Below are 17,019 nucleotides of genomic sequence, written 5' to 3'. Positions count from 1 at the left end.
CCTTGCGAAACCTACACCGTAGGAACTATCGTGCGCCGCGTAAACCTACGGCGTAGGTCAGCGATCTCAGGTCGCGAACCTGTCCAAGGAGGAGCTATGAGCGAGGCCACTGCTACGGAACGGCCGCCGGAGCCGGACTGGTTGACGATGACGCCCCAGGACCTGGTCGCCTACCGCGACGCGGAGAACCGCTTCCGGGCGTCCGATGCGGCACGGGCGATCACCGGGGATCCGGATCCCGGAGCCGCGATCCGGTGGCAGGATGTGGCACTGCCCGGCCGCGAGCTCCCGGTCCGGGTGTACCGGCCGCTCCCCGGGCGTGACGACAAGAACGACGGCCCTGCCGAGTTGCCCCTCGTACTCCATGTGCACGGAGGAGGGTTCGTGGGCACGGCGTTGCAGTGCGACTGGGTCAACAGCCACCTCGCCGCCCGGCTGCCCGCCGTCGTCGTCTCTGTCGAGCACCGCCTGCTCGCCCCGGACACCCCCCTGTCCTCGGCCGTCGACGACGGCTGGGACGTCCTGCGACATGTGCTGGAACACCCCGCGCAGTGGGGCATCGACCCGGCACGGACAGCCCTCTTCGGAGAGAGCTGCGGCGCGTTGATCAGTGCCCTGGTGGCGATCCGGGCCAGGGAGTCCGGTCTGCGGCTCCGGGCGCAGGTGCTGGTCAATCCCGCTGTCGATGTGACCGGGACGATGCTCGACCACGCTTCGATGACCGAGCATGCCCGCACCGCGGCCCTCGCCCTGCCCCAACTGCGGCTGTTCCAGCGGCTCGCCGTCCCACCGGGCACCGACCCCCGCGCGCTATCGCCGCTGTACGCCGACGGCCTCGACGGGCTCGCCCCCGCGCTCGTGGTCGTGCCGACGCACGACCCGGTGGCCGATCACGGCCGCCGCTACGCCGAACGGCTGCAAGCGGCCGGTACACCCACGCGGCTGACCGAGTACCCCGGAGCCGGCCACGCGTTCCTCAGCATGCCGGGAATCGCGCAGCAGGCCGAGGCCGCACGGGTGGAGATCCTCGATTTCCTCCGGGTCTCCCTTGCCGCACGCGCCGGGGGAAATGCGCTCCGATGACGAGGACAAGCCATGTACGAGCAGGCCATGTTCCCCCGCAGCGCCGAGACACCCACCTTTGAGGGTGACGAGCTCCTCTGCGACGACGCCACGGCCCGGAACCGGATCGCCGTACCCACCGAGAAGGACCATTGAGCCGTCGGCGTCGGCGTCGGGGTGGGATCGGGGCAGAATCAGCCGTTACCGGCTTCGCTCGCTGCGCGCTCCAGCCGGCGCCGGTGCTTCTCCCACCACGCCCGATCCTCCGGTGGCATGCTGTCGTTGCCCTCCTGGCACCCGACGGATCCGTCGATGATTTCCCGCACGATGTCGGCGTGGCCGGCATGCCGCTGCGTATCGGAGATCACGCGCACCAGGATGTGGTTCAGTGTCACCTCCCGCCGCTCCTCCGGCCACCACGGGACATGTCCGATCGCGTCGAGCTCCAGCGTCGCGATCGTGCTGTTGGAGTGCTCCCACGCCTGGTGGTACAGCCCAACGATGTCTTCGCGCGATTCGTCCGCGGTGGCCCACATGTCCGCGTTGGGTTCCGCGTCCTCCGTATACCACCAGGACGGCGGGTCCGCGGCGAAGAACGGCCGCCCGAACGTGTCACCGAAGTACCCCAGCTCCACGCCGGCGATGTGCTTGACCAGTCCCAGCAGGTTCGTGCCCGTGGGGGTCAGCGGGCGGCGGATGTCGTACTCCGAGAGTCCATCGAGCTTCCACATCAGGGCGTCACGCCCCTCCTGCAGGTATCGGAGAAGGTCTGCTTTCGGATTCGGTTCGATCACGCCGGGCAGTCTTCCACCCGGCACTGACAATCAGGCTCGACGGAACGGGACATCGGGGTTCGGGAACGGGCGCCGAGCTCGTTCCTCAACCTCCGATATCCCGTGACGTCGCACGTGCTCATGCCTCTATGCGCAGCCAGGTATTGCCTGCGCGGAGCCAGAGGGAGCCGTTGCGGCCCTGGCCGCAGCGCATGACCACCCGCCCGGGAACGCGAAGCGTGCGGCGGCTGGTCACGGCCCAGGTGGTGCCGTCGAAGGCGGCACGTACGAGCTCGACGGACCGTTTGTTGTGGTTCCGGCGGGTGAGTACTGCCCGGTTGCCGCTGACCGCGAATCCGTCCGGACCGGGCACGGGGCTGGGACAGCTGTCCACCTCACCGGTGTCCGGAGAGATGTGTGTCAGGAAGGTGCTGCCCCTGCTGCTGCCGGAGTACCAGACGAGCCACACCTTTTCGTTCTCGGTCGCGGCGGTGCAGCCTTCCAGTGGGTGGTCGGGCAGTCGTCCCTCGGGGACCCAGGTCGTCCGGCCCCGGGTGTTCCAGCCCGCGAGACCCGCTGCCGACTCTGGGTGGCCGCCGTAGATGCCTTCGTCTCCGTAGGCCGTCCAGATGCCGCCGTGGATGTCGGTGACCAGGGCAGAGATGCCGTGCCGACGCAGACCTCGGCTTCGGGTGTCCCCGACGGCGAGAACACCACGGCGTTGGTCGCCCATGGACCATCGGTCCGGTTCCGGGACGTGCGGCCGCTCACCAGCAGGAATCGGGAATCCGGGAGCAGGGCCAAGTGGCTGGGCCGAATCCGAATCTCCTTCACCGGGGTGCGCCGCTCCTCCTGCCCTGTGATGGTGACCAGCTCACCGGTGAACGGGACCGCCGGCCCCCACCCGATCCACCCTTTGACGTAGCGGCTGTGATCGAGGTACCGCCGGTGGACCAGCAGGACCGCAAGCTCCCCGGCCGGCCCGACGCTCCACCAGAGGGCGCGGTGCCCCCGCATGGCGTCGGCAGCAGGCAGCCGCCACACGTGGTGTACCGCGGCATCGGAACGAGCAGTCGTGGGGCGGATATTCATAGGCGCTCGCCTTTGGGACTCCGGGGCCGGGCCGTCCGAAGGGAGCTACCTCAGCCTGTGCTCGAAGGTCCGCGACCGAAACCGTCGTGGTCTCTTCCGTGCCAGACGTCAGGCTTCGCGCAGCGCGTCGTCGGGGGCAGGCGTGTTGTTGCGAACCACCTTTGCGGCGCAGGCAGTCGAGGGCGTCGCATTTCGAGGCCCTCAGTATGACGTGAGTCACTCTCCGGCTGATTCGAGGCGAGTGTGCGCGATCATGATCGGAATGGACACTCGTTTCGTTGGCATCACCGAGCTGGCCGAGGACCCGTCCGTGGCGGTCGTAGTCGACGTCATGCGTGCTTTCACCGTGGCCGCCTGGGCCTTTGCCCAGGGGGCGGAAAAGATCATTCTCGCCGAGTCGCTGGACGACGCTCTGGCACTCAAGGCCCGCCATCCGGATCGAGTGGCGCTCAAGGACGGGCCGGCTGCGCCCGGGTTCGACATGGTCAACTCGCCGGGCCTGCTGCGGTCCGTCGACCTTGGCGGACGGACCGTTGTGCAGAAGACCACGGCGGGGACGGTCGGCGCCCTTGCGGTCAAGGACGCTTCGCTGGTGCTGTGCGCCGGCTTCGTGGTGGCGGAGGCAACGGCTCGGCTCTTGCGGGCACACGGCAGCGACGACGTCACGTTCGTGGTCACCGGCGAAGACGGACAGGCCGATGAGGATCTGGCGTGCGCTCAGTACATCGCCCGGAGAGCAACCGAGGCCGGGACGGATGCCGCTGGGTTCCTTCGCCGCGCTGCCGAGTCGCGCGCCGCCGCCGAGCTGGCGGAGGGGGTGCGTCAAGGAGTCCATCCCGATGACGTCGCGCTCTGTCTTGAGCTCGACCGGTTTCCCTTTGCCATGGTGGCGGCCCTGGAGGACTCGCTCATGGTCCTGCGCCCGTGCGCCGTGCCTTCGCCGGCCGACGTCACCTCGATCCGATGAGCGAGCGCCGGCGTCCGGTCGGGCATGCGGCATCAACCGCACCTCCCGATGAGGGTGGTTCGGGGCGGCGGCAGGCGGCTGGGCGGAGTGGCGCCGATGGCGGCTTCGCGCGGCAGAAGGTGTGACAGCGGCGGCCCAGACACCCGGATCCGAGGGTATCCGGCGCTCGGATGCGCTTCCAGCAAGGACGGTTGCCCCATGTCGTGCCCCTGGTGGATCGTGAGCCCGGCGGCGGACGGGACCGGACCGAGACCACGGGCATAGCCGCCGAAGGCGCCCGAGGCGGCGCGCGGCGCTTGACGCCCGGCGCCCGCCGAGGGCGCGCCAGGGCACTGGGACTGCCCGCCCTCCGGGTCGTCGAGACCGGGGGCGACGCGTACGCCTCGGAGCGCCAGCAGTGGGACAGCGGCAACAACGCTGTCGCCGTCGAGCCCGGCGTGGTCTTCGCCTACGACCGCAACACCGGACCAACACCCAACTGCGCAAGGCGGGCGTGGAGGTCATCACCGTCGTCGGCGCCGAACTGGGCCGCGGCCGGGGCGGCGGCCACTGCATGACCTGCCCGATCATCCGCGAACCCGTGGAGTACTGACCCCGGACCGTGATGTGCCGGCCGGCCGACGCCGCCCTCGCTGTCCGTCGGTGAGCGTGATAGCTTCCCTGTCAGCACTTACGCCTTCCCGGCCGGGCCTCGCCTCCACCAGGGAGGCTTTTTTCATGCCCTGGACCGATCAGGGGCTGATGTCCCGGACCTTTCACGGGCCGGTCGGGCAAGCACCGTGATGCCCGCCGCACCACCGAACCGCACCGCACCGCTGCACATGGAGGAGATTCATGACCGATGTATCCGTGCGCCTCGCCGATCCGGCCGACCGGCCGATACTGGAGCGCCTCTGGCTGCTGTTCCGACATGACTTGTCGGAGTACAGCGGTGAGCTGCCCGGCCCGGACGGCACCTTCCGAAGCGATCGGCTCCACGCCGCCCTCACCCTGGCCGACTGGGCGCCCTACCTCCTGACCGCGGACGGGTCCCCCGTCGGTCTCGCCCTCGTCCGCGGCCTGGCCGGCCCGACACGCGTGCTGAACAGCTTCTTCGTGGTGCGTGGAGTACGCAGGACGGGGATCGGGCTGTGTGCCGTTCGGGAGGTCGTGGCGAAGCACCCGGGACCGTGGGAGGTCGCCTTTCAGCAGGACAACGCGACCGCGGTCGCCTTCTGGCGTCGCGTTGCCACCGAGGTCGCCGGCGAGGCGTGGACCGAGGAACTCAGGCCGGTCCCGGGGCGCCCGGACCTGCCGCCCGACACCTGGATCTCGTTCACCGCCCCGGCCGGGGCCCGGGGCTGAACGTCGATTGCCGTGTGCCGGTCGTGACCGACGGATGTCCCGACAGGGATCCCGGCAGGTCGGCGGGGCGTTCAGATACGGCCCTCCGGAGCGCTCCGGAGGGCCTGATCCGTTCGGGCCGCTTCCTGGATTGGCGCCGCCACGAACGCGGTGGCGGCGGATGCCGTCGGCCCCGGAAGTCCATCGCGTTGATGGGCGATGGCCGCGGTGACCACCGCGTCGTTCCGGTGAGGGTCCTGGTACCACCGGCCGCCGTCGAGCTTGGAGCACAGTTGCCCGTCGGCGGCGAATCGCAGCGCGCGGCAGGCGTTGAGGACCGCGTACGTCGCGCTCGCACGGTCCAGTGCCCAGCGCAGCTCGCTCACCATCGCGGCACGCACGCGGTCGGCCGGCACCGGGGCGAAGACCTCCTGCGCCGGTGGCCCCCAGACGGCGAGCGCGTGGTCCCGGCACACGGCGCAGTGCAGGATCAGGTCGGCGTCACCGGCATGGCCCGCCCCGGGGATGACGGCGGTCCCGGTCGCGGTGGTGCGGATGTGGACCTCGAACGGGCAGGAACCGATGTCGGCCGCGGTGGCCGCGGTGATGACGCTCATCTCCAACCCTGTGCCGGGACACCGCGAAGTGGTCTCCACCACCGCCGCGCCCAGGGCCCGTTGGTCGCGCTCGGTGCCCTGCCCGGCGACGACCGCCAGCACATCCACGTCACTGCTGTCAGCGTCGAAGCCCCCCAGCACGGCCGAACCATGCAGATAGACGCCGATCAGATCGGAACGCATTTCGGTGAGGACCGCCGAGACCTCGGCGGACGTACGCGACGACATGGGAAGGCGCTTGAACTCCGGCATCCACGCAGCCGATCATATGGGCGGCTCACCGATGCATCACTCACCGATGTGCCACTGCACGGTGGAGACGTTCCGGGCGGCACTCGACACGCCCTGAACGCGGAAGACCGTGAACCCGGACGGGACGGCGCGCCCCGACGTGGTGTCGGAGTGCGCCGCCCTCGGGCGTCCCGGTTACTTCGGGTCGCGGTTGAAGACCGCCTTCGACCAGTAGTAGCCGAGCGCGGAGAGAGCCAGGCACCAACCGACCGCGATCCACCCGTTGTTGCCGATCTCGCTGCCGAGCAGGAGGCCGCGGAGGGTCTCGATGGCGGGCGTGAAGGGCTGGTACTCGGCGATCGGCTGGAACCAGCCCGGCATCGCGTCGATCGGGACGAAGGCGCTGGAGATGAGCGGGAGGAAGATCAGCGGCATCGCGTTGTTGCTGGCCGCCTCGGCATTCGGGCTGACCATGCCCATCCCGACGGCGATCCAGGTGAGTGCCAGGGCGAACAGTGTGAGCAGTCCGAAAGCCGCGAGCCATTCCAGGGCGGTGGCGTCGGTGGAGCGGAAGCCGATGGCCACGCCGACGGCGCCCACCAGGACCACACTGGCGATCGACTGCAGCACGCTGCCGATGACGTGCCCGGTGATCACCGAGGTGCGGTGGATGGCCATCGTACGGAAGCGGGCGATGATGCCCTCGGTCATGTCGTTGGAGACGGACACCGCGGTGCCGATCGTGGTGCTGCCGATGGTCATCAGCAGGAGGCCCGGCACGAGGTAGGCGATGTACTCGGACCGGTCCGCGCCACCGCCGCCGATGCCCGCGCTCATCACGTCGCCGAAGATGTAGACGAAGAGCAGCAGCAGCATGATCGGCGTGAGCAGCAGGTTCAGGGTGAGGGACGGATAGCGCCGCGCGTGCAGGAGGTTGCGGCGCAGCATCGTCGACGAGTCGCGTACGGCGAGGGAGAGGGAGCTCATCGGACATTCTCCTTGGTCTTCTGGCTCGGCACGCCGGAGCCGGTCAGGGCGAAGAACACATCGTCGAGGTCGGGGGTGTGCACGGTCAGCTCGTCCGCCTCGATGCCGGCCGAGTCGAGCCAGTCGAGGATGGAGCGCAGTTCGCGCTGGCTGCCGTCGCTGGGGATCTGCAGCGACAGCGATTCGTCGTCCCGGGTGGCCTCGTTCAGCGCGAGGGCGGCGGACCGGTACGCGGACGGGTCGGTGAAGCGGAGCCGGACGTGGCCGCCGGGGATCAGCCGTTTCAGCTCCTCCGCGGTGCCCTCGGCGGCGATCTTGCCGTCGTTGAGAACAGCGATGCGGTCGGCGAGTTCGTCGGCCTCGTCCAGGTACTGGGTGGTGAGGAAGACGGTGACGCCGCCGGTGACGAGTTCGCGGATGATCTGCCACATGTTGTGGCGGCTGCGGGGGTCGAGGCCGGTGGTGGGTTCGTCGAGGAAGATGATCCGCGGGTCGCCGACCAGGGTCATGGCGATGTCGAGGCGGCGCTTCATGCCGCCGGAGTAGGTGGAGGCGGGCTTCTTCGCGGCCTCGGTGAGGTCGAAGCGCTCCAGCAGCTCTGCGGCGACCCGCCGTCCCTCGTGCTTGGTGAGGTGGTGCAGGTCCGCCATGAGGAGCATGTTCTCCTCACCGGTGATCAGGCCGTCGACGGCGGAGAACTGCCCGGTGACACCGATCGCGGCGCGCACCCCGTCCGGTGCCGTGGCGACGTCGTGGCCCGCGACCTCGGCCTGGCCGCCGTCGGCGGTGATGAGCGTGGACAGGATCTGCACGGTGGTGGTCTTGCCGGCGCCGTTGGGCCCGAGCAACGCGAACACGGAACCGGCCGGAATGTGCAGATCGATGCCGTCGAGCACGGTCTTGTCACCGTACGACTTGCGCAGACCGACGACGGAGACGGCGTCGGGCGACTGCCGACCGTCACCCTGGCTGGACGTGGGCATGACAGAAGAAGGCACGGGCCCTCCCTTTCGGAGGCTGAAGCGACTGGGTCTGGAGAGGTGGGAGCGAGCTGGTGAGCGGGCCGGGCGGGCGGCGCTCAGAGACGGGCGCGGCGTACGTCGATGTTGCCGTGGCGGGTCCGGGCGCGGACCTCGACGGTCTCCTCGGTCTTCGCCGGGGCCTCGGAGGAGGCGAGCGTGTTGCGCACCTGCCCATGGGCGGAGTTGACGTCGAGCCAGGCGGCGGTCCCCTCGCGGATGCCGACCTCGATGGCGCCGTAGGAGGTCTCCAACTGGACGCGGCCACGGGCGACTTCGGCGACGCGCAGGGTGCCGTGGGCGGTGGTGGCGACCAGCGGGCCCCCGGCGCGGGTGATGTCGATGTCGCCGTTGGCACCGTTCACCCGCAGGTCGCCGGTCACGGTGCCGACGGTCGTGGTGCCGTGCGAGTTCTTCAGTACGGCGGGGCCGTCGACAGTGCCGACGCGCAGGCTGCCGGAGCTGGTGGCGATGTCGGCCATGCCCTCGACCCGGTCGACGGTGATCGAGCCGTGAGAGGCGATCAGCTGGAGCGGCCCGGTCGTGTCGAGGCGGACGTCACCGGAGGAGATCTTCACATGGACCTCGCCGAGCCGACCCTCGCCGAGCACCTGGGCCCAGGCACCCTTCACGTCGACGTGCGAGCCCGTGGGCAGTTCGACCGTCACGTCGACGGTGCCGGTGCGTCCGAAAAGGTTGCGCTGCCTGGGCGTCCTGACGGTCAGGACACCGCTCACGTACGTGACCTCGGTCTGCTCGGCCGACCGCACGTCCTGGTCCCGCTTCGGGTCGCGGGGCAGCACCTCGACGACCGTGTCGTGGCGGTCGCCCGCGCCGAACCGGATGGAGCCGGCGTCCACGTGAGCGGTGACCGAGATCGGCTCGGGAGTGTCGAAAGAAGGCATGGCTGTACCGTCCTCATGAGTCCTTGGGGCGTCCCCGCTGGTGGGACGTGGTGTGGGTGAAGTGCGGCGGGCGCGGGCGCGGCTAGCGCACCCAGCCCGTGAAGCCTTGTCCGATGGTGCGGGTCCGCTCCGGCGTACGCGGTGCGCCACCACCGTCGACCGCGGCCGAAACGGCCCGGACCAGCCACGCGTTGACCGACAGGCCCTCACGGCTCGCGGCCTCCTCGGCGCGCGCTTTGAGGTGGGCCGGCAGGCGCAGATTGACGCGAGCGGTGCCCCCCTCGTCGCCCTCGACCGGAGCCTGCGCCTTGAGCGGTTCGACGGGCGCGGCCGGCTCCGCGGGACCGCCTCCGGCGGGCGGCAGCGTCACCACGAAGTCGGGGTCGACACCGCGCAGTCGTACGTCGACCGAGCCGGGAGCGAGCTCGCGGGTGATCTCGTCCATCGCGGCGGAGAGCACGTTGAGCATGGTCAGGCGGGTCGCCGACTCCAGCGGAGCGGTGAGTCGCTCGGCCAGCTCACGAGCACTTTCCCCGCCGGCTTCGGCGGCCACCGCGAGTTCGCGGCGGAGGGTGTCGACATACGGGGTGAGGTCCATGGCGTCATCATGGCACCAATATGGCACCACCTGCAAGCCCGCATGGCACCTCACAGGCGGCCACTGCAAGGAACATGGCCCTGACCTGCGGAAATACAGAAGCAGGCGAGCCGATCCGCCGTGGCGGCCTATGCACTCACCCACCTCGTGAGCCATGGGATGGCGTCGCATGGCACCAAGTGACACCACTCGACACCGCATGGCGCCATGTGGTGGCGCCATGTGGTGACGCCATGCAGGTTGCCCCGTTGTGCAAGGTCTGCCTCAGCGCGCCGGCCGGGCCGGTCGCGAGGCCGCCCGCAGTATGGCGCGCAGCCCGGACGTGTCGATGATGTGCGCGCGGGTCGGGAAGACCTTGTCGATCAGGATCCGGTGGATTTCGGGGTCCCGGTCGGCGACGCCGTCGGACAGGACATAGACGCGGTAGTCGCGGTCGGCGACATCCATGAGGGTCGACAGGACGACGCCGCTGGTGCTGATCCCGGCGAGGATCAGGGTGTCGATGCCGCGGTCGGCCAGCTGCTCGTGCAGATTTGTGGTCGAGGCCGCACCGTAGCGGATCTTGCGGACGACGATGTCGCCGTCCTGCGGGGCGACCTGATCGTGTATCTGTGTGGCGTCGAGCTCGTGGTGCATGGCCTTCGCGGACGCGACCGCGCTGAAGGACTTGTTGCGGTCGGGTACCGCCTCCCAGTCGTCCTGCGTGAATCCCACGCGGACATGGCCGACGGTGCCGCCGGCGGCACGGATGTCGGCGATCGCATCTCTCACCCGCGCGAGGAGGGCCTCGGGCTCGGGGGCGAGCGGGACGATGCCGTTCTGGAAGTCCATCGCGAGCAGCGCAGTCCGCTCGGGCGCGAAGTCCGGGACGGTGGGAGTGGTCATAGGGGCGCTTCTCCTTGGGGAGGGCGAGGTGGTTGTGGTTGGGGTAGGTGCGGGTCAGGCAGCCGCGCGGTGGCGGCGCATCAGGTCACGGTCCAGGACGGTCAGCAGCAGGACCGTGAGCCCCGCCGCGACGAGCACGAGGCCGAGACTGTGCAGTCCGTGGTCGTCGGCGCCGTCACGGAAGACGATGCCGGCGATCACGGATGAGGTGATGGTGCCCAGGTAGCCGAAGGTCCGGAACAGGCCCGAGGCCGTTCCGATCCGGTCGGCCGGTGCCGCCCGGTAGAGGGCGGTCTGATTGCCGACGGTGGTCGTGGCGGTCGTGACTCCGAAGACGAGCGAGACGAGCACGAGCGCGATCACCGGACTGTCGGAGTCGAGCAGCATGATGCCGATCGAACCCAGCAGCATGCTCAGCGCGGAGGCGACCACCGGCCCACGTACCAGGTTGCGGCGGGCCAGCGGGCGCGAGAGCAGCGCGGATACGGCACCCATCGGCAGGAGCATCAGGCCGGTCCGGAGGGCGGACAGGCCGTAGGAGGCTTCCATCCACTGCGTCAGTCCGTACATCACCGAGTAGGCACCGAGCAGGGTGAGGGCCTGTCGCAGGTAGGTGCGAGCCAGAGCGCCGTTCGAGGCCAGGCCGCGGAGGTCGAAGAACGGCGCGGTCCGGCGCAGCTCCCACCAGGTGGTTGCGGCCGAGGCCACGACGAAGACCACGAGGGCCGCCCACCGCATGTGGGGCAGGACCATCAGGAAGACGACCAGGGAGGTCATCGAGGTGGCGAAGCCGATGATGCCGATCAGGTCGATCCGTTGCGCGATCCGGCGGAGCCCGCTGTCCGCGGGGTCGAGCGGCGGATCCTTGGGCAGCCACAGGGCCATCAGCAGTGCGATCACGGTGACGGGGATGTTGATGAAGAAGGCCCAGCGCCAGCCCGCGGCTCCCACGAGGAGGCCGCCGATGGGCGGGCCGATCGCGGCGGTGGCCATACCTGCGATGGCGAGCCCGCCGAGCACTCCGCCGGGTGGTTCGTCGAGTCCGGCCTGCTCGGCGCGGCGCCGGATCATGACCATGGCGCAGGGGAACGCGGCCGAGGTACCGATTCCGATCAGGACCCGGGCGACGGTGAGCACCGCGAGGTTCTGGCCCAGACCGCCGACCACGCCACCGAACAGCACGAGCACGATGCCGGCCAGGAAGACGCGGCGGGCACCGAGGGCCTCGGCGAGTTTGCCTGCCGTCGGCTGGGCGACGGCACTGGCGAGGTAGAGGGAGGAAACCAGGACAGCGGTGGCACCCACCGCGACATTCAGCTCGGTCGCGATGGGTACGAGTGCGGTCGCGATGACGGAGCTGTTGACCGGGTTGAGGCTGGAGCCCACGTACAACGGCGTGGTGAAGGTCCGGGCGAAGGGCTTGTGGGTGAGGTCAGGCGGTATGGATTCGGTCTCGGCAGCGCCTGTGGTCATAGGGCGGCCTCGGTCACGTCGGCGTCGGCGAGCCGCTCGAGGAGTTCGATCGCCTTGTCCATGTCCGTGCGCTCGTGCGGGGCGACGACCTTTTCGATGGCGCGCGCCAGGAAGACGGCGCGACCCGTGAGCAGCTTGTCGATCAGCTCGGTCGCCGACGGGTCGGCGCTCATCAGCTTCTTGCGCCCGTCCTTCGGATCGGGCTCGCCGTGCACCAGCCCCGCGGCCTTCAGCACAGCCAGACTCTGGGCGATGGCCTGGGCGCTGACGTGCTCCACGGCGGCGAGCCGGGCCGCGGTGATCGGGCCCTCACGGACGACGCTCGCCAGCACACTGAGCTGCGTGACGCTCAGCCCGGTGGCGTGCTGGCCCGATTCCGCGCGCATCCGTGCCCGAAGCCGTTTGATCGCGTCGTTGAGGCGTTGCGCGGCCGCGGTGGACTCCTGCGGTCCGGGGTTCCTGTTCATGCCCCCAGCGTAAAACCCCACAAGAAACTTTGCCAAGTTACTTGTGGAGTCTCCTAGGACTCCGCACCCTTCGCGGCTCGGTGATCGGCATCGGCGGCGTAGCCGGTGAGCAGTGCGGCAAGGATCTCGGTCAGCCGGGGTTCGACATCGACGACGGAGTGGGACAGTTCGGGGTCGGTCTCGTAGAACGCGCGCAACCGCGTCCCGGGGGCGGCCATCTGCCACAGGGCCCCGGCCATCGAGGTGGCGGTCGTCACGACGCTGCGCGCCTGATCGATGTCGAGCGGGGTGACCGCGCACAGCGCGGCGCCGATTTCCGTGACCTCCGCGATGGCGCCTTTCTTGAACGTCCGGACGGTGTCGGTGGAGACGTTCCGTTCCAGGTTCAGCGGGGTGTGGGCCAGCAGGTCACAGAAGAGCGGGCGGGCCACCAACGTCCGGGCCAGCGCACCGGCGACCGATCGCGCGGTCCCGGCCCTCAGCCGCCCATCGCCTCGGGGGCAGGGCGTGATGCCCCCGAGGCGGCTCTGCACCGCACCCGACCAGTCGCGCCAGGCGGCGCCGGCCAGGCGCAGGAAGATGTCCTCGCGCGTCTCGAAGTAGCGCAGCATGGCGGACTTGTGCATGCCGACCTCGTCGGCGATCGCGGTCATGGTCACCTCCCGCACCCCCTTTGCCGTTGCGAGGCGTGCCGCTGCCGCGAGGATCTCGGCCTCGCGGGCGGCTTTGGCCTCCGGGCTGCGGGCGCGCAGGAATTCAGACTTGGTCATGACCCCATCCTAACGAAACGGGGTTTCAGTAACCGTGCGCAACCACGCCGCCGCGGTGGCGGTGACGCACAAAGCTAGCGCAACCGTGTTGCACTAATAACGCAACCATGTTTCGCTAGAGCTATGAACGCACACACCCACACCTGGTTCATCACCGGTTCGTCCCGCGGTTTCGGCCGCGCCCTCGCGATCGCCGCCCTCGAAGCCGGCGACAACGTCGTCGCCACGGCACGCAAGCCGCAGCAACTGGACGATCTTGTGCGGCAGTACGGCGACCGCGTGCTGCCCGTCGCACTCGACGTCACCGACCGGTCGGCCGCCGTGACCGGCCTGAAGGCGGCGATCGGCCGGTTCGGCAGGGTGGACGTCGTGGTGAACAACGCCGGATACGCCAACGCCTCGGCCGTCGAGACCACGCCCGAGGACGACTTCCGCCGTCAGTTCGACACCAACTTCTGGGGCGTCTACAACGTCTCGACGGCGGCACTCCCGATCCTCAGGGCGCAGGGAGGCGGCACGATCGTGCAGTTCTCCTCCATCGGCGGCCGCGTCGGCGGTACGCCGGGCCTCGGGTCCTACCAGGCGGCCAAGTTCGCCGTGGACGGCTTGACCCGGGTGCTCGCGGCCGAGACCGCACCGTTCAGCATCACGTACCTGGTCGTGGAACCCGGCGGGTTCGCGACGGACTGGGCCGGAGCCTCGATGCAGGTCCCGGACGTCGCACCGGAGTACGACGCGACGGTCGGCGCGATGGTGCGCCGGTTCAGCGGCGCGGCCGCCCAGGGAGACCCGAAGCGCGCCGGCGAGATCCTGGTCCGCGTGGTCAAGCACCCGGCCCCGCCCACCCACCTCATCGTCGGGGCCGGTGCCGTCCGGATGGCGCAGGACTACTCACGCGGCCAGCTGGAGGAAGCAGCCGCATGGGAAGCGGTGAGCCGTTCCGCCGACTTCGACCGGGACCCGGTCGACCTGCCCGCCCCCGTGTAGCAGACGGGGGCATGGTGATACCGCATGTGATGAGGCGGAGCGGTCGGCACGGGCATACGGCGCCGGCCCGGGTGGCGCGATCCGCCTCGGTGCCCGCGCCGGCGACGTACCCGTCGGGGCGGTCTTCACTGCGATGACCGTGCGCCGTGGTCCTTTCTCAGGGCCTGGATGAGCCAGGGGTACACCGGAACCGGGTTCGGCACCACCTGCCAGTCGTTGACGATCCAGACCAGCCGCCAGTACCGGTCCACCCCGGGATCGTGTGCCTCTTCGAAGCGCTGGGCCATCCAGTGCCGGAACTCCGTGTCAGGTGTGCGCGCGAAAGCCTCGGCGAAGCGGCGCACGAGGTCGTCGATGACAAGTGTGCCCCTGTCACCGAGCGGGTCGATGCCCGACTCCACGGCCTCGGCCACCTTCTGACGCGTGAACTGCATCAGCTCCTCACCGGCCTCGCTCTCGATGGCGAGCGGGCTCCCGGCGGCCCGGAGCATGGCCGCCCGGCGCATCCGGGCCCGGAATTCCTCGTCCCCGACCAGCTCGGCGAGCTCCACCCACGCGGCGACCTGCTCGCTGGACGGATCATCGGGGAGGTCGGGAGTGGCGGCACGAACCATGGCCGCCGCGGCCTGGTCGGCATCCGCCGATCCGAAGGTGCCCTCCATGAAATCGTCGATCAGACGCCGGCGTTCCTCACCGGACAACTGCGTGAGCCTGTGCATGAGCTTGATCTCCTCGGGATCGGACCCGCGTCCGGCCACGACTCGCAGAACGCTCCGACGCAGTCGCAGGGCCCGGATCCGGACATCCATGGCGTCGGCGTGCGCCGCGGCGACTTCCGCCAACGAGAGCTCGCGGTCCAGTACCCGTCGAATCGTGGCCAGGTCCATGCCCAACTCGCGCAGCGTGCACAGGAGTTCCAGACGAAGCAGTGCGTCGAGGTCGTAGAGCCGATAGCCGGTGGGACTTCGAGTGGTCGGCGCCACCACCCCCGAATCGGAGTAGAACCGGATGGTCCTCACGGACAATCCGGTCCGCCGGGAAAGCTCCCCGATCGAGTAGAGGGTCGTGACGTCCATGTCCCCAACTCTGCTGTCTCCAGTCACTGGAGACTCAAGGCTATTCCTCCGGCCGGGCCGCGGCCGAGACGCCCTCCGAGCCGCTGAGCACACATCACGTGGTTCCCGCCGACCGTCAGGACGGCCGGCCGTCGCTGCGGGCCTCGGCAGCGGTCTTCAGTTCGCGCAGCCATGCTTCGAGGCCCTGGCGGAGGATCTCCGTCGCGGTGGGCACATCCGCGTCGACCTGGGCACCGGAGTGGGTTTCCTCGGTGCTCACACGGACGCCGCCCTCGACCGCGGTGAAGTTCCATACGTGGACGCCGTCGATGCGCAGCCCCTCACCGATCGCGGGGCCGGTCCAGCGGATGCAGGAGTTGGGCCCGAGCTGCTCGACGGTCGAGGTGATCTGCAGCTCGGTCGCCGGAGTAGCGGGATTGGGGGGTATCGGGGTCGTCCACCGGAACGCCGAGCCCCTCCGGAGGGGGCCGTGGTCGAGGCGTTCCGCAGTCTTGACGGAGGCCTGCCAGGACGGCCAACGCGCCACGTCCGTCTGCAGTTTCCAGACCGTACGCAACGGCGCGTGGATCAGGGTCTCGGTCCTGTGGCGGACACGCGCATCGGGATCAACACCTTCCCCGTGGCAGGTGAGGGATGCGCCGGTGTGGTGGGGGATGGCTCCGGCGGGTGCGACAGTGGCGCCGAGGACGGAAAGGGCGAGCGGGACGGCGAACAGGACGGTGCGGATACCGGGCATGGTGTTCCCCTTGTCGGTTGCCGGGCGGGAGCTGTCTGTCGAGTGCGCCACGACTGTCGGGCGGATGTCTGCCGTCGGACGGGGCGGCGAGCGGGGCAGCCGTGCGGCGCACCCCGAACGAGCTAGAAGCCTGCATGTTCGTTAGAAGTTATAACTAGCGATGTGATGGAGAGTCAAGACCTCGCGTGATAGCTTCTAACGAAACCTTGAAGATGTAGCGGAGAGAAGAGGAAAGGCGGCGGGCCGTGGGAGAGCCGGATCCGAGGACCCCTCGGGAGCGATACCGCGCCCAGGTCCGCGCGGAGATCAAGGAACACGCCTGGAAACAGATCGCCGCGGCAGGAGTGCCCGCGCTCTCCCTCAACGCGGTCGCCAAACAGATGGGCGTGAGCGGCCCCGCGCTCTACCGCTACTTCGCCGGCCGCGACGAGCTGATCACCGAGCTGATCCGGGACGCGTACCAGAGTCTCGCCGACACCTTCCGCACGGCCTTCGCCGCCGGCGCCGACGTGACCGGGCTGGCGCATGCGCTGCGCGAGTGGGCCCTGGCCGACCCCCAGCGCTACTTCCTCATCTACGGCACCCCCGTGCCCGGATACCACGCCCCCGAGGACACCACCAGGATCTCCTCGCAGATCATGGCCACCCTGCTCGACGCCTGTGCGGCCCTCACCCCGGACGGCCCCGCGACACCGTTCGGCGCCCACCTGGAAGAACACCGGGACTGGGCCGAAGGCCACCCCGCCCCGCCCGCGGCCCTTCACCGGGCCCTGACCTTCTGGACCCGGCTGCACGGCGTCCTGTCCCTGGAACTCGCCGGTCACTTCTCGGGAATGGGGCTCGACCCCGCCCTGCTCTTCGCAGCCGAACTCGATGACCTGCTTGCACAGCGGGCTTGACGTCACCAGCCCGCACCGGTTCGCCCCGGTGGGATCTTCCCGACGGGCCCGGCCCCTTCGAGACCGTCATGGCCCGCATCCGCGTGGCCGGCCGTCCCGTGCGACGGACTCGCCATCGCCCACCGGACCGCACCCAGCCGTGAACGCCCCGT

The 17,019-nt window shown here is 69.7% G+C and carries 18 protein-coding genes and 2 pseudogenes; 7 read left to right on the top strand and 13 right to left on the bottom strand.

Annotated elements, in window-relative coordinates; genetic code table 11:
- Positions 1–96 precede the first annotated feature (96 nt).
- Positions 97–1,083, top strand: coding sequence for an alpha/beta hydrolase (locus ACWCPY_RS19735; protein WP_451266585.1), 987 nt, complete (start codon positions 97–99; stop codon positions 1,081–1,083).
- A gap of 12 nt (positions 1,084–1,095) precedes the next feature.
- Positions 1,096–1,218, top strand: coding sequence for a hypothetical protein (locus tag ACWCPY_RS19730; protein ID WP_451266583.1), 123 nt, complete (start codon positions 1,096–1,098; stop codon positions 1,216–1,218).
- 38 nt (positions 1,219–1,256) lie between these two features.
- Here the strand turns inward: ACWCPY_RS19730 and ACWCPY_RS19725 are convergent, their stop codons facing one another.
- Together ACWCPY_RS19725 and ACWCPY_RS19720 are read right to left on the bottom strand one after the other, a co-directional pair.
- Positions 1,257–1,856, bottom strand: coding sequence for a DinB family protein (locus ACWCPY_RS19725; protein WP_451266581.1), 600 nt, complete (start codon positions 1,854–1,856; stop codon positions 1,257–1,259).
- A gap of 118 nt (positions 1,857–1,974) precedes the next feature.
- Positions 1,975–2,568, bottom strand: coding sequence for a hypothetical protein (locus tag ACWCPY_RS19720; RefSeq protein ID WP_451266579.1), 594 nt, complete (start codon positions 2,566–2,568; stop codon positions 1,975–1,977).
- 621 nt (positions 2,569–3,189) lie between these two features.
- On the opposite strand from ACWCPY_RS19720, the gene ACWCPY_RS19715 reads away from it, so the two are divergent.
- The 3 genes and pseudogenes from ACWCPY_RS19715 (at position 3,190) to ACWCPY_RS19705 (ending at position 5,238) form a co-directional block, all read left to right on the top strand.
- Positions 3,190–3,894 (top strand): 2-phosphosulfolactate phosphatase, encoded by a 705-nt coding sequence (locus ACWCPY_RS19715; protein WP_451266577.1) that lies wholly within the window; start codon positions 3,190–3,192, stop codon positions 3,892–3,894.
- A 323-nt stretch (positions 3,895–4,217) separates the two neighbouring features.
- Positions 4,218–4,486, top strand: a pseudogene (locus ACWCPY_RS19710) (arginine deiminase family protein); the annotation flags it as partial.
- A gap of 242 nt (positions 4,487–4,728) precedes the next feature.
- Entirely contained in the window at positions 4,729–5,238 is a 510-nt protein-coding gene (locus tag ACWCPY_RS19705; protein ID WP_451266575.1) for a GNAT family N-acetyltransferase, read from the top strand.
- 71 nt (positions 5,239–5,309) lie between these two features.
- On the opposite strand, the gene ACWCPY_RS19700 is transcribed toward ACWCPY_RS19705, so the two are convergent.
- The 9 genes and pseudogenes from ACWCPY_RS19700 to ACWCPY_RS19660 form a co-directional block, all read right to left on the bottom strand.
- Positions 5,310–6,086, bottom strand: coding sequence for an aminoglycoside adenylyltransferase domain-containing protein (locus ACWCPY_RS19700; RefSeq protein WP_451266573.1), 777 nt, complete (start codon positions 6,084–6,086; stop codon positions 5,310–5,312).
- Between the two features lie 285 nt (positions 6,087–6,371).
- Positions 6,372–7,013, bottom strand: a pseudogene (locus ACWCPY_RS19695) (ABC transporter permease); the annotation flags it as partial.
- 35 nt (positions 7,014–7,048) lie between these two features.
- Positions 7,049–8,035 carry an ATP-binding cassette domain-containing protein gene (locus ACWCPY_RS19690; protein WP_451266709.1) on the bottom strand — a complete coding sequence of 329 codons (987 nt, stop codon included), beginning with the start codon at positions 8,033–8,035 and terminating at the stop codon, positions 7,049–7,051.
- Positions 8,036–8,130: 95 nt separating this feature from the next.
- Positions 8,131–8,976 (bottom strand): DUF4097 family beta strand repeat-containing protein, encoded by an 846-nt coding sequence (locus ACWCPY_RS19685; protein WP_451266571.1) that lies wholly within the window; start codon positions 8,974–8,976, stop codon positions 8,131–8,133.
- Positions 8,977–9,058: 82 nt separating this feature from the next.
- Positions 9,059–9,574 (bottom strand): toxin-antitoxin system HicB family antitoxin, encoded by a 516-nt coding sequence (locus ACWCPY_RS19680; RefSeq protein ID WP_451266569.1) that lies wholly within the window; start codon positions 9,572–9,574, stop codon positions 9,059–9,061.
- Positions 9,575–9,838: 264 nt separating this feature from the next.
- Positions 9,839–10,459, bottom strand: a complete 621-nt coding sequence (locus tag ACWCPY_RS19675; RefSeq protein ID WP_451266567.1) for a cysteine hydrolase family protein — start codon at positions 10,457–10,459, stop codon at positions 9,839–9,841.
- Positions 10,460–10,513: 54 nt separating this feature from the next.
- The gene (locus ACWCPY_RS19670) at positions 10,514–11,932 is read right to left on the bottom strand and encodes an MFS transporter (protein WP_451266565.1); all 1,419 of its coding nucleotides are present in this window, start codon (positions 11,930–11,932) and stop codon (positions 10,514–10,516) included.
- The gene (locus tag ACWCPY_RS19665) at positions 11,929–12,399 is read right to left on the bottom strand and encodes a MarR family winged helix-turn-helix transcriptional regulator (protein ID WP_451266563.1); all 471 of its coding nucleotides are present in this window, start codon (positions 12,397–12,399) and stop codon (positions 11,929–11,931) included. Before ACWCPY_RS19665 ends, ACWCPY_RS19670 begins: the two co-directional genes overlap by 4 nt.
- A gap of 53 nt (positions 12,400–12,452) precedes the next feature.
- Complete coding sequence (locus ACWCPY_RS19660; protein ID WP_451266561.1) at positions 12,453–13,169, bottom strand: TetR family transcriptional regulator; 717 nt, start codon at positions 13,167–13,169, stop codon at positions 12,453–12,455.
- Positions 13,170–13,292: 123 nt separating this feature from the next.
- Between ACWCPY_RS19660 and ACWCPY_RS19655 the strand changes: the two genes are divergently transcribed.
- Positions 13,293–14,156 (top strand): SDR family NAD(P)-dependent oxidoreductase, encoded by an 864-nt coding sequence (locus ACWCPY_RS19655; protein WP_451266559.1) that lies wholly within the window; start codon positions 13,293–13,295, stop codon positions 14,154–14,156.
- Positions 14,157–14,281: 125 nt separating this feature from the next.
- On the opposite strand, the gene ACWCPY_RS19650 is transcribed toward ACWCPY_RS19655, so the two are convergent.
- Together ACWCPY_RS19650 and ACWCPY_RS19645 are read right to left on the bottom strand one after the other, a co-directional pair.
- A complete protein-coding gene (locus tag ACWCPY_RS19650) occupies positions 14,282–15,232 on the bottom strand; it encodes a MerR family transcriptional regulator (protein ID WP_451266557.1) in 951 nt (316 codons plus the stop codon).
- A 115-nt stretch (positions 15,233–15,347) separates the two neighbouring features.
- Complete coding sequence (locus ACWCPY_RS19645; protein ID WP_451266555.1) at positions 15,348–15,968, bottom strand: SRPBCC family protein; 621 nt, start codon at positions 15,966–15,968, stop codon at positions 15,348–15,350.
- Positions 15,969–16,213: 245 nt separating this feature from the next.
- On the opposite strand from ACWCPY_RS19645, the gene ACWCPY_RS19640 reads away from it, so the two are divergent.
- Entirely contained in the window at positions 16,214–16,867 is a 654-nt protein-coding gene (locus ACWCPY_RS19640) for a TetR/AcrR family transcriptional regulator (RefSeq protein WP_451266553.1), read from the top strand.
- The last annotated feature ends 152 nt before the right edge of the window (positions 16,868–17,019 follow it).

Source organism: Streptomyces sp. NPDC002403 (assembly GCF_053593015.1).
The sequence above is the reverse complement of the archived record's forward strand: the minus strand, read 5'-3'. Positions and strand labels throughout refer to the sequence as shown.

Coding starts and splice junctions, on each gene's coding strand:
- ACWCPY_RS19655 (WP_451266559.1), top strand. CDS start 13,293: ATGAACGCACACACCCACACCTGGTTCATCACCGGTTCGTCCCGCGGT.
- ACWCPY_RS19705 (WP_451266575.1), top strand. CDS start 4,729: ATGACCGATGTATCCGTGCGCCTCGCCGATCCGGCCGACCGGCCGATA.
- ACWCPY_RS19675 (WP_451266567.1), bottom strand. CDS start 10,459: ATGACCACTCCCACCGTCCCGGACTTCGCGCCCGAGCGGACTGCGCTG.
- ACWCPY_RS19685 (WP_451266571.1), bottom strand. CDS start 8,976: ATGCCTTCTTTCGACACTCCCGAGCCGATCTCGGTCACCGCTCACGTG.
- ACWCPY_RS19720 (WP_451266579.1), bottom strand. CDS start 2,568: ATGGGCGACCAACGCCGTGGTGTTCTCGCCGTCGGGGACACCCGAAGC.
- ACWCPY_RS19660 (WP_451266561.1), bottom strand. CDS start 13,169: ATGACCAAGTCTGAATTCCTGCGCGCCCGCAGCCCGGAGGCCAAAGCC.
- ACWCPY_RS19665 (WP_451266563.1), bottom strand. CDS start 12,399: ATGAACAGGAACCCCGGACCGCAGGAGTCCACCGCGGCCGCGCAACGC.
- ACWCPY_RS19735 (WP_451266585.1), top strand. CDS start 97: ATGAGCGAGGCCACTGCTACGGAACGGCCGCCGGAGCCGGACTGGTTG.
- ACWCPY_RS19645 (WP_451266555.1), bottom strand. CDS start 15,968: ATGCCCGGTATCCGCACCGTCCTGTTCGCCGTCCCGCTCGCCCTTTCC.
- ACWCPY_RS19670 (WP_451266565.1), bottom strand. CDS start 11,932: ATGACCACAGGCGCTGCCGAGACCGAATCCATACCGCCTGACCTCACC.
- ACWCPY_RS19690 (WP_451266709.1), bottom strand. CDS start 8,035: ATGCCCACGTCCAGCCAGGGTGACGGTCGGCAGTCGCCCGACGCCGTC.
- ACWCPY_RS19680 (WP_451266569.1), bottom strand. CDS start 9,574: ATGGACCTCACCCCGTATGTCGACACCCTCCGCCGCGAACTCGCGGTG.
- ACWCPY_RS19700 (WP_451266573.1), bottom strand. CDS start 6,086: ATGCCGGAGTTCAAGCGCCTTCCCATGTCGTCGCGTACGTCCGCCGAG.
- ACWCPY_RS19715 (WP_451266577.1), top strand. CDS start 3,190: ATGGACACTCGTTTCGTTGGCATCACCGAGCTGGCCGAGGACCCGTCC.
- ACWCPY_RS19730 (WP_451266583.1), top strand. CDS start 1,096: ATGTACGAGCAGGCCATGTTCCCCCGCAGCGCCGAGACACCCACCTTT.
- ACWCPY_RS19650 (WP_451266557.1), bottom strand. CDS start 15,232: ATGGACGTCACGACCCTCTACTCGATCGGGGAGCTTTCCCGGCGGACC.